This is a genomic window from Kribbella sp. (genome assembly GCF_035655035.1).
Classification (GTDB): domain Bacteria; phylum Actinomycetota; class Actinomycetes; order Propionibacteriales; family Kribbellaceae; genus Kribbella.
On the sequence record NZ_DASRVN010000670.1, the window covers coordinates 28,175 to 42,247 of the forward strand.

Here is a 14,073-nt window from a genome sequence, read left to right on the forward strand (position 1 = left end):
CTCAGCGCGGCTCGGCGACCACCACTCGTCGAGCCTCGCTGATCAGATCTTGGACGGACTGTGAGGTGCGGTGGCGCTGGATGTCGCGCCACCGCGCCGCTGCGTCGGCCCTGGTGACGAGGGTGTCGGCGTGCTCGCGCACCTGGGCCGGTCCGCTGCCACCCGGCGCGGTCCGGCCGGCAACGATGAGAGCGGGGTCGAGAGCGGCGTCGAGAGAGTCCGGCTCGAGCGACACCGGGTGACCGAGTACGCCGGTTGCCGCGTCGGCGAGATCGGTCGAGGTGACGGTCGTGCGACCGGCGTCGATCGCGGTCGCCACCGCGCGGCCGACGACTCTGTACGCCGACCGGTAGTCGAGACCCGCGCGGAGGACGAGTTCTTCGGCAAGGTCGGCGGCGAAGGTGAAGTGCGTTCCGGCCGCGGACGTCAAAGCGTCGCGGTCCACGATCAAGGTCCGGGCCACCTCGGCGCCCAGGGCGACGATCCGGCGGGACAGGTCGAGCGCGGCCGCAACTTCGCCGTACGCGTGCAGCCAGTTGTCGGTGCGCGCCGAAGGGGTGCGCTGGGTGACAAGCAGGCCCGTCGCCCGGCCGACGAGGGTGCCGGCCCCGGCGCGAATGACGGCCAGCGCGTAGGGGTTGCGTTTCTGCGGCATCAGCACCGAGGCCCGGCACAGGGAGGCGTCCAAGGTGACGTAGCCGAAGCCGGGGCTGGCGAAGATCTCCAGGTCTTCGGCCAGCCGATCGACCGTGGTCGCGGCCTGGCTGGCGGCGACCACGGCGTCCGCGAGCCCGTCGACGGCCCACATGATGTCGCGGGTGTGGGCTCCCACGGCCCCGAACCCGAGGCGTTCGGCGAGGCGGGAACGATCCATCGGCACCCGGCTGCCGCCGACCCCGCCCGCACCCGCGGGGGAGCGGTCCGCCCACTGGTAGGCCTGTTCAAGCCTGCCGAGCTGACGGACGGCCTCCTCACCGAAGCTACCGAGATAGTGGCCGAAGGTGGATGGCTGGGCGGGCTGGAGGTACGTCGTGTCCGCCCACAGCGTGTCCGCATGCTCCAAGGCCTGTTGGGCAATCGCGTCGGCAAAGAGGCTGACCGCTTGGTGGAGGTCGAGGATGCGGTCGCGGAGCCCGAGGCGGAACGCTATCCGTCCGGCTTCGCGTCGAGTCCGGCCCGTGTGCAGCCAACCGGCGACACTGCCGATCCGGCGGTCCAGTTCCCGCTCGCGACTGTTGTACGCATCGCCGTAGCGAGCGTCGTACGGGAACTCCTCGGCCGGGATCTCCAGCAGGTCGAGCACTGCGCCGAGCAGGACGCGCGCCTCAGCCGTCGGAATGACCGCGGTCTCGTGGAGTTCGAGCACGTGGGCCAGATCGGCCAGGGCGAGGCCATGGTGGAGAAGCGGCGCATCTGCGGTCTCGAGTGCATAACCGGCCTCGATCAGCTCCGGCGCCGGACCGCTGGTGATGCGCGCCTCCGCTCCCAGGTATCCCTCCGGGACAGGGCGCTTCACAGCGGCGCCTTCGCGCCGGCGAAGAGCGTCGGCGCCCCGCCGCTGACCAGAAACACCACGGGCCCTTCGATGCTGGCCGACCTGGCCGCATCCACCAAAGCAGCCATCGCCTTCGCGCCGAAGACCGGGTCGAGGAACACGCCTTCGGTGCGGGCGACCAATCTGGTCGCGGCGTCACCGGCCGGCGAAGGCAGCCCGTAGCCCGGTCCCAGGTATCCGTCGAGCACGGTCACCTGGTCGGCGTGCGGCAGCTCGAGCAGGTCCGCGACTCCGCGGGCGAGGGCGGTGATGCGGTCGGCACATTCCGCAACTGGACGGCTCACGCTCACTCCGACAACGTCGTACGACGTCTGCAACCACCGTGATCCGGCGACGAGACCGGCCTGGGTTCCGCACGAGCCCGTCGCCAGCCACAACCGGGTCGGACCGAGGTCGGCCGCCATCAGCTGGCCGGCCAGTTCCAGGCTCGCTCGGACGTAGCCGGCGCACCCGAGTGGTGTCGCACCTCCACGCGGTACGACGTAGGGCCGGTGGCCGTCCGCGATCAGGGCCGCACCGAGCTTGTCGATCGCGCCGTCAACGGAGGCGCGATCGAGTTCGCCCGTATAGCGGATCTCGGCCCCGGTCAGGGTGCTCAGCAAGAGGTTGCCGGAGGCATGGACCGGTTGGCCGTAGAAGACCAGGTACGGCGACAGCCCGCAGCGGCGGGCGGCGAGCGCCGCGAGCATCGCCCAGTTCGACTGAGGTCCGGCGCCGGTGACGAAGGAGTCACAGCCCTGGGCGATGGCGTCACCGAGCAAGTACTCGAGGCCGCGGACCTTGTTTCCTCCGAGTCCCTGTCCGGTCAGGTCGTCCCGCTTGAACCACACCTCGACGCCGAGCTCTGCCGAGAGCCGTGGTGCGGGCACGAGCGGCGTCGATCCGAGCACCAACGGCACCCGGGGCAACGACCGGAGACGGCCCATCAGAAGATCTCGCCTGCGCTGGAGGCGACCACTCGGTCCACGAAAACAGGTGCAGCCCCGAGTGCGGCATGTACGTCGAGGCATCGGTCGATCTGTTCGGGCCTGAGCTGCGCGGTGATTCTTGGCTCCGCGAGCAGCGCGGTCCGCAGATCGACGCCACGATCCAGGCCGGCCAACGTGGCTTCGTACACCAGTTTGTGTGCCCTGTGCTTGCCGATACTGTCGGCGAGTGCGTGCATGACCGGTTCGGACAGTATGTAGCCGCCTTGAGCGTGAAGGTTCGCGAGCATCCGCTCAGCGTCGACCTCCAGCCCCTCGAGCAGTCGGCACCCGAAGGCGAGAGCGGCTCCGGTGAGTAGACACGCCTCGGGCAGCACGATCCATTCGGCCTTCCACGACCGACCGTCCCGTTCGTGCTCGTGGACCATACTCTCGACCGCCACGCTCGAATCGGCGCGGACCAGACGGGCCAAGGTGACCAGGTGCTCGGACAGTTCGGGATTGCGCTTGTGCGGCATGGTGATGCTGCCGACCTGGCCGGGCGCGAACGGCTCGCCGAGCTCGCCGAGCTCCGGACGCTGAAGCTCATAGATCTCCTGGCCGATCTTGCCCAACGTCGCCGTGACCAGGGCGAGCAGGCTCGCGAACTCGGCAATTGCGTCCCGGGCAGTGATCCACGGGATGTCCGGCACGCCGAGTCCCAGCCGTGCTGCGAACCTGTCCAGGAGCGGCAGCGCCTGGACGCCCCAGAACTCCATGGTTCCCAGGGCGCCGCCAAGCTGAACGAGTTCGCGCCGCGCGCGACCCTCGGCGATCCGGTGCCGGTGGCGACGCAGCTCCGCCGCCCAGACCGCTGCCTTGAACCCGAAGGTGATCGGCAGCCCAGGTTGACCATGGGTGCGTCCGCACATGACAGTGTCGCGATGCCTCCGGGCGAGGTCGAGCGCCGCCGTCTCCGCTCGCGCCAGGTCGCGATCCAGTACGTCGGCGACCTGCCGCATCACCAGCGCGGTCCAGGTGTCCGACAGGTCCTGCACCGTCGCGCCGTAGTACACCCACTCCCGCGCATCGTCCGGGAGAATTTGCTGGAGGCAACGAATCAGCCCGAGGGTGGAATGACCCGTCGCCCGGGTCTGCTCCGCGACCTGGGCGAGGTCCAGCAGCCCCACGTCGGCGTACTTCCGGATCGACCGCGCGGCGTCGGCCGGGACCAGGCCGAGCTCCGCCTGCGCCTCTGCCAAGGCGGCCAGGATGCCCAGCCAGGCCTGCGTCCGCCCCTCGTCGTCCAGCAGCCGGTGCAGTTCCGGCGTACTCCAGAGGTGGCCGTACACGACGGAGTCGACAAGGTGCGCGCTCATCTAGGTCACCGCCACCGCGTCGAATCGGCCGACGCCGGTCAAACTGCGGAGCGCCACCCGGACCTCGTCAAGGTTGGAACCCCACGGGACGACGGCGGTCCGGCCGTCGACCTCGAGCCCGCGTTCGAGCAGACAACACTTGGCCAGCGTCAGCTCGTCCTCCGCGGCTCGCCGGCGCGGGCAGATATCCGCGCGTGGTGGCTCGTCGCCGTAGAAGTGCCGGTGGAACTGTAGCGACCGCTCGCACCCGATCATCAGCCAGTCCTGCCGCTCGGCCGGACGCGTGTCCAGGAACGTGACGTCGCCGCCCAGGTCGACGCCGGACCCACGGCAAGGCAGCAGGTACTGCGACGCCGGGTTGGCCGCGGCGAGGGCGCGGATGTCGACCGCATCGAGGACGAGCTCGATCGGCGGCAGATCCTCGTCGAACGCGATCACCTGCTCGGCCATCGCGAACAGCTTCGGCGGCTCCGGCGGCACCACCTCGGTGACCCGGATCCGCACCGGCGTTGGTTCCCAGATGAAGTTGATGTGTTCGAAGCGCCCCTGCACCACGTACGCACGAGCTCCGTCCCGCCGGTGCGCAAGCGCCGTCCGGGCCAGAGCGGTGGCGTTGCCGACATCGGTCTCCGGCGCGTGGAGGGAGACCACCTGCTCCGGCCCGGCCAGCACCCGGGCCTCGACGACCGGGGAGAAGAGGGGATCGGTCGACGCCTTGCGTACGGCGACCACCGCGGTCTCGGCCCGGTTGCGCAGGACGAGAAAGTCGGTACGGCGATAGACCTCTCGGCCGAGCAGGTACGGCACCAGTTCGAGTTCGGTGAGCGGTACGTCGACCTCCTGCACCGACAGTCCCCGGTACGGCCTCGTAATGGTGTTCGGCGCGGGCTCCGGAATCACGGCAGTGCCGCCGCACGCACCACCGCCGTGTCGGCACGCAGGCCGAGACGGAGGGTCTCCAATGGCAGCACTTCGTCGAGCGGTATGTTGCCCAGATTCACGTCGGGCCCGAGGTGATGGATCAGCCAGCTTTGCTGCGCCTTGCGTGGTGCTTCGAAGATGACCCGGTCCACCGGGAGCCGCGCGGCGATGGCGTCGACGAGCTCGACGCGCACGCTGCCGTCGTCGTGGTACATCCCGACCGTGCCACTCTCGCGGCCTTCGGAGATCACCCAGGCGGCCCCGGCCTCGAGGTCGGTCGCCATCTCGGACAGCCACTGCTCGGTGACGACAGGCGCGTGGCCGTCTTTGGCTCCGGTCTCCGCGAACACGACGAAGTCAGCGGACAGCGACCGGATCAGCTCGGCCTTGCGGGCCGGCGTGATCGCTTGCAGCCCGTCCGAGACCTCGATCGCATGGATCCCGACGCCGGCCGCCCAGCGGCGGAGCTCGTCGACCCGGCCCTGCGCCTCGCAGACCTCGAGGAACGTCCCGCCGAGCGACAGGGTCACTCCGGCCGCCGTGCACAACGCTGCCCGTTGCTTGATGGTCGGGTCGACGTACGCGATGCCCCAGCCGATCTTGAGTACGTCGACGAAGTCGGCCGCCTGATCGAGGAGGGCCTCGAGTGCGGCGGTGGTGATGCCCTTGTCGAGGACATGACTGAGCCCGCGGCTGCGCGGTTTGCGATCACGCTCGGGCAGTTCGAGGAAGTCCGGACGATCCCACACGGCCATACCTCCCATCCGTCCAGTTGTTCGCTGTGGGCTCGAAGCTATGTCGCGGCATCGGCGTCGTCTGTGTCCCGGCCGGACGAAGTCGGTCGGATCCTTCGCCCCACTGGGCCATGGGGCGGACAGCTCGCCGGTACCTAGCGTTCGAGCCAGTCAGGCCAAGCAGGGAGGTGTGCGATGAGCCAACGACTGGTAGTAGTCGGCGGCGGTGCGGCCGGGATGTCCGCCGCGTCGGCCGCCCGCCGAGTCGACCCGGACCTCGAGATCGTGGTGCTCGAGGGCGGCAGTCATTCGGCGTACGGACTCTGCGGCCTGCCCTACTTCCTGAGCGGTGTGGTGGCCCGGGCCGACTCGCTGGTGTCGTATCCGCCGTCGTTCTTCCAGGAACAGCGCCGCATCGACCTGCGTCTGCGGGCCAGGGCGACGCGCGTCGATCCAGAGCGGCATCTGATCCAGTACCGCCAGGACGGCCACGAGCACCGCCTCGGGTACCACCGCCTGATCGTTGCCGCGGGTGGCAGGCCGTCGCTGCCTCCGATTCCCGGCATCGACAACGACCACGTGTTCACCGTTCGGACCCTCGAGGACGCGATCAGTCTGCGCAGTCTGCTGGACGCGGGTCATGTCGGCCGGGCGCTCGTCATCGGCGCCGGCTACATCGGCCTGGAGCTGGCGGAGGCGCTGGTCGAGCGCGGTGTGGTCGTCACGCTGGCCGAAGCGCTGCCGCGCGTGATGCTGAACCTCGATCCGCCGATCGCCGCGCTGGTGGAGCAGGAGGTACGGCGGCATGCGGTGGATCTCAAGCTCGGTGCTCGTGTCGAAGGGATCCGCAGTACCGATGACGGGCTGGAGGCATCGGTCGACGGAGTCCCGGTCGCCGTCGACATCGTGGTGGTCGCGGCCGGAGTTCGACCGACCGGAGATCTTGCCGCTGCCGCGGGCGCCATGACCAGCACGAACGGCGCCGTGCTGGTGGACGACCGGATGTGTACGTCGCTTCCGGACGTGCTGGCAGCTGGTGACTGCATCGCGCCGTACCACCGTGTCCTCGGGCGGCCCGCGTTCGTGCCGCTGGGACCTGCGGCCAACAAGACCGGGCGGGTCGCCGGCACGGTCGCCGCGGGTGGCGAGGCGCGCTTCGCCGGCGTCGTCGGGACCGCAGTGGTCAAGGTGTTCGATCTCGCGGTCACCAGGACCGGTCTGACCCTGGCGGAGGCCGAGGCCGAGGGGCTGCCGGCGCTCGCCACCGATGCACTCGGCCGATCCCGCGCGAAGTACTACCCGGGCACCGAAGACGTGAGTGTCCGGCTGGTGCACGAGGCCGGCGGGCGGCTGCTCGGCGCGCAGATCGTCGGCCCGGGAGATGGCGTGTCCAAACGGATCGATGTCGTGGCCGTCGCACTCCAGGCCGGCTTCACGGTCCGGGATCTGCTCGCGGCGGACCTGTCCTACGCGCCGCCGTACGCGCCCGTCTACGAACCGATCCTGCTCGCCGCCCAAGCCGCCGCGGCACGGCCCGCAGCGATCCCGGCCTGAACCATGATCACCGAGCAGCCGGGCCCGGCGCGGGTCGCGATCGTCACCGGCGGCACGTCGGGAATCGGGCGTGCGACAGTCGCGCGGCTCGCGGCCGACGGGTTCCTGGTCGCCGCACTCGACCTGAACGCCGACACGACCGGCGAGGCCGAACTCACGGTGCGGGCCGACGTGACCGATCCGGACGACGTCGAGCGGGCGGTCGGCCGGGTCGTGGAGACCTACGGCCGGATCGACGTACTGGTGAACAACGCGGGCATCTCCGGCTCGGCCGCCGCGACGGTCTGCCACGAGACGCCGATCGACGAGTGGGACCGGGTCCAAGCGGTGAACGCCCGCGGGCCGTTCCTCTGCACTCGAGCGGTTCTGCCGACCATGCTTGCTCAGGGCAACGGACAGGTCATCACGGTGGCTTCGGTCGCCGGGCTGGTGGCCTTTCCCGGGCGGTGCGCGTACACGGCATCGAAGGGCGCGGCGGTGATGTTCACCAAGTCGCTGGCCGTCGACTACGCGGCCGCGGGCATCCGCGCCAACGCGGTCTGCCCGGGCATGGTCGAGACGCCGATGACCAGGTGGCGACTCGACCAGCCGGAGCTGCGGGCCCAGGTCGAGGCGAGGATCCCGCTCGGCCGGGTGGCGCAGCCCGAGGAGGTGGCGGAGGCCGTCGCGCTGCTGGCTTCCGATCGTCTGGTGTACCTGACCGGCCATGCGCTGGTCCTCGACGGCGGCTGGACCGCCCAGTGAAAGACACTGAAAGGACGTGGTGAAATGACCGGACGACTGGACGGCAAGGTGGCGATGATCACCGGCGCCGGCTCGGGGATCGGGCGGGCCGCCGCGGAGTTGTTCGCCGCCGAGGGCGCAGCGGTGGCGGTGCTCGACCTGGACGGCTCGGCGGCCGAGGAGACCGTCGGGAAGATCGAGGCCGAGGGCGGAACCGCGCTCGCCTTGGCTGCCAACGTCGCGCTGGCCGCGGACGTGGAATCGGCGGTCGCTCGGGCCGCACGGGACCTCGGCCGTCTCGATGTGCTGTACAACAACGCGGGAGTGAACAGCGCCGGCTCGGTGGCCGACGCGACCGAGAACGACTGGGACCGGTGTTTCGCGGTCAATGCCAAAGGCACCTTCCTGTGTTCGCGAGCCGCGGTTCCTTACCTGGAACAGGGGGAGGGCGGCGCGATCGTCAACCAGGGTTCGGTTGCCGGGCTGGTCGCCGTACCGAACTTCGCCGCGTACTGCGCTGCCAAAGGCGCGGTCGTCGCGCTCACGAGGTCGATGGCGATCGATCTGGCCGGCCGCCGGATCCGGGTGAACGCGATCTGCCCGGGGACGATCTTCACTCCGCTGATGGAGCCGATGCTGCGAGCCCGCGGCGACGGCGACCTCGACGCGGGGCTGGCCAAGACGGTGGTGAAGTATCCGATCGGCAGGCTCGGTACGCCGGCGGAGATCGCGCACGTGGCGCTGTTCCTCGCCTCCGACGACGCCTCGTTCCTGACCGGTTCGATCGTCACCGCCGACGGCGGCATGACGGCCCAGTAGGAGATGGCCATGAGCTTCCATATCGCAGTCGACAAGCTGGTCGAGCTCGACCGGGCCGCCGAGGTCGTGACCGACGGGGCGCTGATCGCGCTCGGTGGCGGTTTGTCGGCCCGGCTGCCGATGGCTCTGGTCCGCGAGCTGATTCGCCAGGGCCGGCGCGGCCTGCACGTCGTCGGTTCGGCGCACGGCATCGACGTGGATCTGCTGGTGGCCGCGGGATCGATCGCGATCTGCGAGGAGAGCTACGTCGGCTTCGAGCAGGACCTCGGTCTGGCTCCGGCCTACCGGCGGGCTGCGCAGGCAGGCACGATCGAGGTGCGCGAGAGTTGCTGCGGCACGATTCTCGCCCAACTGCGGGCGGCCGAGTTCGGTCTGCCGTTCATCCCGGTCCGCGGGGTCAAGGGCTCGGACATCAGACGGTTGCATCCGGAGTACGGCGAGGTCACCTGTCCGTTCACCGGCGAGACGCTGGTCGTCGTACCACCACTGCGGCCGGACGTCGCCCTGATCCACGCACCCTTCGGCGACCGGCACGGCAACCTTCACCTGGATCAGCCCTACGTGCTCGACGAACGATTCGCCGCCGCCTCCCACGAGGTCATCGCGACGGTGGAACGGGTCGTCTCGACCGAGGAGGTGTTCGCGGCAGGCATCACGATCGCCGGGCATCTGGTCAGCGCCGTTGCCGAGGTCCCGTACGGCGCTCACCCGACCTCCTGCTACCCGGACTACGCCTACGACCGGCCACACCTCGCGTCCTACGTCAGCGCGGCGACCGCAGGGGGCACCGAGCTGCTCGCGCACCTTGATCGCTACGTCACCGGTACGCCGACCGAGGACGCGTACCGCAAGCTGATCGGGGACGAACGGCTGGCCGCGATCAGCGGCTGGTCCGAGTCGACCCAGGCGTGGAAGGACCTGTTCTCATGAGCTTCTCGATCGACGAGTGGTTCGTCGTCGCGCTGGCCCGGACCATCCGCGACCGCGAGGTCGTCTTCCACGGGTTCGGAAGCCCTTGCGCGCAGGCCGCCATGCACGTGGCCCGGAAGACCTCGGCCCGGGACATGCTGCTGGTCGAGGGAGCGACGTACGCCGTCAACCCGGATCCGCCGTTCATTCCGCCGACCGGCAACGACCTCAGCCTGCAGCGGGGCGAGTCGTACCGGATGCGCTTCGAGGAGTTCTTCGACGCGGCGTTGCGGGGCGACGTGGACCGGATGTTCCTGTCCGGCGGGCAGATAGATGCCTACGGCAACACCAACGTGACTGCCATCGGTCCGCTCGACCGGCCGAAGGTCAAGCTCGGCGGTGGGGGCGGTGGCTGCAACCTGGCCGCGACGATCGGTCACCTGACGCTGTGGACGACCCGGCACAGATCCGGGCGAGCGCTGGTCGAACGCTGCGACTTCGTCACGGACATGGGGCACCGTACGCCGGCCGGCAGCCGTGCCGATCTCGGCTACACCGGCGGCGGTCCGGAGTGGCTGGTGACCGAGTTGGGTGTCTTCGACTACGACGAGGACGGACGAGCGCGGCTTCGGCAGCTGTTCCCGGACGTCACGGTCGAAGACGTGCGCGCCGCGACAGGATTCGACCTCCAGGTCGCCGCGGACCTGCGGCCTGTCCCGCAGCCGAGCGCTGCCGAGATCGCCGCGCTGCGGGGGATCGATCCGCTTGGTGTGCGGCGTTCCGAGTTCGCGGAGCCGGAGCTCCGTCGTACCTTCACGCACGGCGAGGGTGCGGGATGCCTCTGCTGAACGGCCTCACCGCGGTGTTCGAGCCGCGACGGATCGCGCTGGTCGGAGCGTCCGACCGGCCCGGTCGGCTCGGCGCGCTGTTCTGGCGGAACCTGTCGAGCTTCCCCGGCGAGGTCGTTCCGGTGACGCGCTCGGCCGAGACCGTTGCCGGGCACAAGGCCTACCCGTCGCTGGTTGCGGTCGAGGGCGACGTGGACCTGGCCGTGATCGTCGTACCTGCAGCCGCTGTCCCCGCGGTCATTCGCGATGCAGGGGTGAAGGGGGTTTCGGCGGCCATCGTCATCAGTGGCGGCTTCGCCGAGGCGGGCACGGACGGGCTGCGTCGTCACTACGAGCTGATGGCGGCCGCGGCTGCGAGCGGGGTACGGATCGTCGGGCCGAACTGCTTCGGCGTGCAGAACTGCGATCTGCCGCTGAATGCGTCGATGGCCGGCGGGGCTCCGGTGGGTGGGGGAGGGATCAGCCTGGTGACTCAATCCGGGGCGTACGGGATGGCCATCCATTCGCTCGGGATCGACGAGCGGCTCCGGTTCGCCAAGATCTATGCCGCCGGCAACAAAGCCGACCTCAGCGACGCCGAGGTGCTGACCTATCTGGGCGACGACCCGGCAAGTCGCACGTTGTGCTTCTTCTTCGAGTCGCTGCCCGACGGGCGGGCATTCTTCGAAGCGGCCCGCCGGATCACGCCGGACAAGCCGGTGATCGTGGCCAAGACGGGACGTTCGGTGGCCGGGGTCCGGGCAGCGTGGTCGCACACGGCTGGACTCGCCGGCAGTGAGCGCGTTTGGCGGGCGGCCTTCGAGCAAGCCGGTGTGCTTCTGGCCCGCTCGGGATTGGAGATGCTGGACGTCGCGCGGGCGCTGGACCTGCAGCCGCCGCCGTCGGGTCGCCGCGTCGCGATCATCACGAACTCCGGTGGTACTGGAGTCGAGTTGGCGGATCTGCTGTCCGATGAAGGGCTCGACGTACCCGAACTGTCGGCCGAGTTGCAAGACGAGCTGCGGCTGCTGCTGCCGCCGCTTGGGAGTCCGCGCAACCCCGTGGACCTGACACCCGTGTGGAGCCGGTTCGCCGAACTTTACCCGCTGCTGACAGATCGGCTCGCTCGCTCTGGCGAGGTCGACGCGGTGGTGCCGTTGTTGCTGCAGCGTTCGGCCGCGGACGAGCAGGTGGCGCTGGGCCTCCGTACGGCGGCCGCGCGGCTGCGGGCCGACGGCGTGCCGGTGCCGGTGTACGTGTGCTGGGTTGCCCCGCGCGCTTCGCGGCCGAACGCCGACCTGCTGCAGGAGGCCGGCATTCCCTGTTTCGACTGGCCGGAACGCACCGCCCGAGCCTTGGGGCATGCCGCCCGGTACGGCGAGGCTCGCCACCAGGCGCGGCCAGTTGCGGCCCCGCCGAGGTCTTCTGGGCGGCTCTCGTCCGATCGGCTCGATACTGCCGCGCTTCTGGAAGCCGTCGGGATCCGGACCGCCACCGGGAAGACCTGCAGCAGTGCAGTGGAGGCCGCCACGGCCGCCGACGGTCTCGGCTATCCGGTTGTGGTCAAGGTCGTCCATCCGGAACTCGTCCACAAGACCGAGTCCGGCGGCGTACGGCTCGGCCTCCACGACCGAGCGGCCGTTCAGGCGGCGGCCACCGACCTGCTGGCTCTCAAGCCTGGCGCGGAGGTTCTCGTCCAGCAGCAACTCGCCGGAACCGAGGTCATCGTCGGTGGTCTCCGCGACGCGCAGTTCGGACCGGTCGTGCTGGCCGGCCTGGGCGGCGTCTTCGTCGAGGTCCTGGACGACATCGCGATGGGCCTCGCTCCGCTCGGCCGCGACGAGGCGCGCGAGCTCCTGGCCCGCCTGCGGGCGTACCCCGTGCTGACCGGAGCTCGCGGCGCCGTACCGATCGATCTGGACGAGTTGGTGGACGTGCTGTGTGCAGTCGGCGACTTGCTGGTCGCCGCCCCGGAGATCGCCGAGCTGGAGCTGAACCCGGTGCTGGCCGGTCCGGACGGCTGCGTGGCCGTGGACTGGCGGATCCTGGCCGAGAATCCGCCCGGCCAGGACGAGGAACGCCCTCCGGATTCGCCCCGTCACGCCGGAGAAATGTGGTCGCGCCGGTCGTAGCGTTCGGGCTGACCACACCGACCCGACCCAGTCGGGCCTGCGGCGAAAGGGGCCACAATGCTAGTCGGAACACAGGACGTGCTGCTCCCCACCACGATGGTGGGCAACTACCCGAACCCACGCTGGTACGACGGCCAGGCGTACGCCGTGTACCCCAAGGGCGAGTTCGTGTACGACGCCATCAGTCGCGAGGCCCTCGAGGACGCGATCGGCGCCATCGTGCACGACCAGGAGGCCGCCGGGATCGACGTGATCAGCGACGGCAAGGTGTACGGCGGCGACTCGCCGTACGGACAGATCCTCTACCACTACGTCGAGCGGATGTCGGGCTACAAACTCTCCGGTCCGCCGATCGGCCTGCCGATCTACTCAACGCTGTACGCCCCGACGTGCACTGGTGAGGTTCGCCGGGAACACCCGTTCCATCTGGCCACTCTGCGCGCCGTCCGGAAGGCGACGAAGAAGCCGGTGAAGATCTCCTACACCGGCATCCAGGTGCTCGCCGCGGCGACGAACAACCAGTACTACAAGGAGACCAAGGAACTCGCCCTGGCCATCGCGAAGACCTTCAACGAGGACTTCAAGGAGCTCGCGGACAACGGTTGCGACATCATCCAGGTGGACGAGTTCGTCTGGCCGTACGGGATGGGCGACTGGGAGGTCGAGGTCCTCAACACCGCGATGGAGGGGGCGGGCTGTCAGTTCTGGGTGCACACGTGCTGGGGCAACTACTCCGGCACTCCGGGGTACTTCCCGGACGAGGAGGAGCGCGAGTTCGGCGCCTGGGTACTCGACCACCGCCCCTCCTCGGCGCCGGCCCCCGAACGCGCACAGGCCATCTTCCCCAAGGTGCTCGACGCCAACATCGACGCGCTGAACTACGAGGTCGGCCGGACCGGGCCGGATGACCTGAAGCCGCTGGCCGACAACGACTGGTCGAAGGCGTTCGTCGCCGGTGTGGTGGACGTCAAGAGCACCGTGACCGAGACCGCGGACGAGGTCGCCGACCGGATCCGCTCGGTCCTCGAGTTCGTCCCCGCCGAGCGGGTCGGCCTGTCCACCGACTGCGGCCTCATCAACCTTCCCCGGATGATTGCCGCGGGCAAGCTCCGGGCGCTGGCCGACGGCGCCGCCCTGGTCCGCGAGGAACTCAGCGGCACCGCCAAGTAGGCGTCGCCGAAAGGCTGGTTCGACAGCGTCGCCCGATCGGATGGGCCAGGCGAGCAGCCGCCGTCCGACGGGCCTCGCACAGTGCTCCCGACTCGCACTGTCCTTCCAACCGCACCGGGCCGCTAACTGGCCGTCTGGACCAGCGGAGAGCGGGTGGTGCGGGCGTTGACGTCCGTGAACAGCAGCCGGCCGAGCCGCTCGATGAAGGCGCCGCGTTCCAGCCTCGCCGGCTCGCCGTCCAGCAGGCGCAGCCGGAGCAACCCGACGACCGGCGTGCCGACCTCGAGGCCGAGTGCATCGGCGACCAGTTCGTTGACCGTCGACCTGGATCAATCCCAAGGAGAACATCGAGTGCCAGACCGGTTGGTACTGCGCCCGCGATCCACTGCTGAACGCGTCGACCGACCACGCCTACCCGTGGTACGACACGTCGATCCTGGACCAG

At 69.8% G+C, this 14,073-nt stretch carries 13 protein-coding genes; 7 read left to right on the forward strand and 6 right to left on the reverse strand.

All coding sequences use genetic code 11. The features are described 5' to 3' along the window. Position 1: 1 nt before the first annotated feature. From VFF46_RS35120 to VFF46_RS35140, 5 genes are read right to left on the reverse strand one after another with little or no spacing between them, the layout of a single operon-like run. Entirely contained in the window at positions 2-1,516 is a 1,515-nt protein-coding gene (locus VFF46_RS35120) for an argininosuccinate lyase (protein ID WP_325041564.1), read from the reverse strand. Beyond that, entirely contained in the window at positions 1,513-2,481 is a 969-nt protein-coding gene (locus VFF46_RS35125; RefSeq protein WP_325041565.1) for a 1-aminocyclopropane-1-carboxylate deaminase/D-cysteine desulfhydrase, read from the reverse strand. Before VFF46_RS35125 ends, VFF46_RS35120 begins: the two co-directional genes overlap by 4 nt. Beyond that, entirely contained in the window at positions 2,481-3,839 is a 1,359-nt protein-coding gene (locus VFF46_RS35130; RefSeq protein ID WP_325041566.1) for an adenylosuccinate lyase family protein, read from the reverse strand. The genes VFF46_RS35125 and VFF46_RS35130 overlap by 1 nt, the downstream gene beginning before the upstream one ends. Further along, entirely contained in the window at positions 3,840-4,739 is a 900-nt protein-coding gene (locus VFF46_RS35135) for a DUF7714 family protein (RefSeq protein ID WP_422653755.1), read from the reverse strand. Further along, a complete protein-coding gene (locus VFF46_RS35140; RefSeq protein ID WP_325041568.1) occupies positions 4,736-5,515 on the reverse strand; it encodes a phosphosulfolactate synthase in 780 nt (259 codons plus the stop codon). Before VFF46_RS35140 ends, VFF46_RS35135 begins: the two co-directional genes overlap by 4 nt. A 174-nt stretch (positions 5,516-5,689) precedes the next feature. Here VFF46_RS35140 and VFF46_RS35145 point away from each other — a divergent pair, with 174 nt between their 5' ends. Genes VFF46_RS35145 through VFF46_RS35175 form a run of 7 tightly spaced genes read left to right on the forward strand, consistent with a single transcriptional unit; the run spans position 5,690 to position 13,628 of the window. Then, positions 5,690-7,048 (forward strand): FAD-dependent oxidoreductase, encoded by a 1,359-nt coding sequence (locus tag VFF46_RS35145; RefSeq protein WP_325041569.1) that lies wholly within the window; start codon positions 5,690-5,692, stop codon positions 7,046-7,048. A gap of 3 nt (positions 7,049-7,051) precedes the next feature. Beyond that, complete coding sequence (locus VFF46_RS35150) at positions 7,052-7,792, forward strand: SDR family NAD(P)-dependent oxidoreductase (RefSeq protein ID WP_325041570.1); 741 nt, start codon at positions 7,052-7,054, stop codon at positions 7,790-7,792. 24 nt (positions 7,793-7,816) lie between these two features. Next, complete coding sequence (locus VFF46_RS35155; RefSeq protein WP_325041571.1) at positions 7,817-8,590, forward strand: glucose 1-dehydrogenase; 774 nt, start codon at positions 7,817-7,819, stop codon at positions 8,588-8,590. Positions 8,591-8,599: 9 nt separating this feature from the next. Next, positions 8,600-9,520, forward strand: coding sequence for a CoA transferase subunit A (locus VFF46_RS35160; protein WP_325041572.1), 921 nt, complete (start codon positions 8,600-8,602; stop codon positions 9,518-9,520). Further along, the gene (locus VFF46_RS35165; RefSeq protein ID WP_325041573.1) at positions 9,517-10,347 is read left to right on the forward strand and encodes a CoA-transferase subunit beta; all 831 of its coding nucleotides are present in this window, start codon (positions 9,517-9,519) and stop codon (positions 10,345-10,347) included. The genes VFF46_RS35160 and VFF46_RS35165 overlap by 4 nt, the downstream gene beginning before the upstream one ends. Beyond that, positions 10,335-12,458, forward strand: coding sequence for an acetate--CoA ligase family protein (locus tag VFF46_RS35170; protein ID WP_325041574.1), 2,124 nt, complete (start codon positions 10,335-10,337; stop codon positions 12,456-12,458). The genes VFF46_RS35165 and VFF46_RS35170 overlap by 13 nt, the downstream gene beginning before the upstream one ends. A gap of 57 nt (positions 12,459-12,515) precedes the next feature. After that, positions 12,516-13,628, forward strand: a complete 1,113-nt coding sequence (locus VFF46_RS35175; RefSeq protein ID WP_325041575.1) for a cobalamin-independent methionine synthase II family protein — start codon at positions 12,516-12,518, stop codon at positions 13,626-13,628. A 122-nt stretch (positions 13,629-13,750) separates the two neighbouring features. On the opposite strand, the gene VFF46_RS35180 is transcribed toward VFF46_RS35175, so the two are convergent. Next, the gene (locus VFF46_RS35180) at positions 13,751-13,936 is read right to left on the reverse strand and encodes a UTRA domain-containing protein (protein WP_325041577.1); all 186 of its coding nucleotides are present in this window, start codon (positions 13,934-13,936) and stop codon (positions 13,751-13,753) included. Positions 13,937-14,073 lie beyond the last annotated feature (137 nt).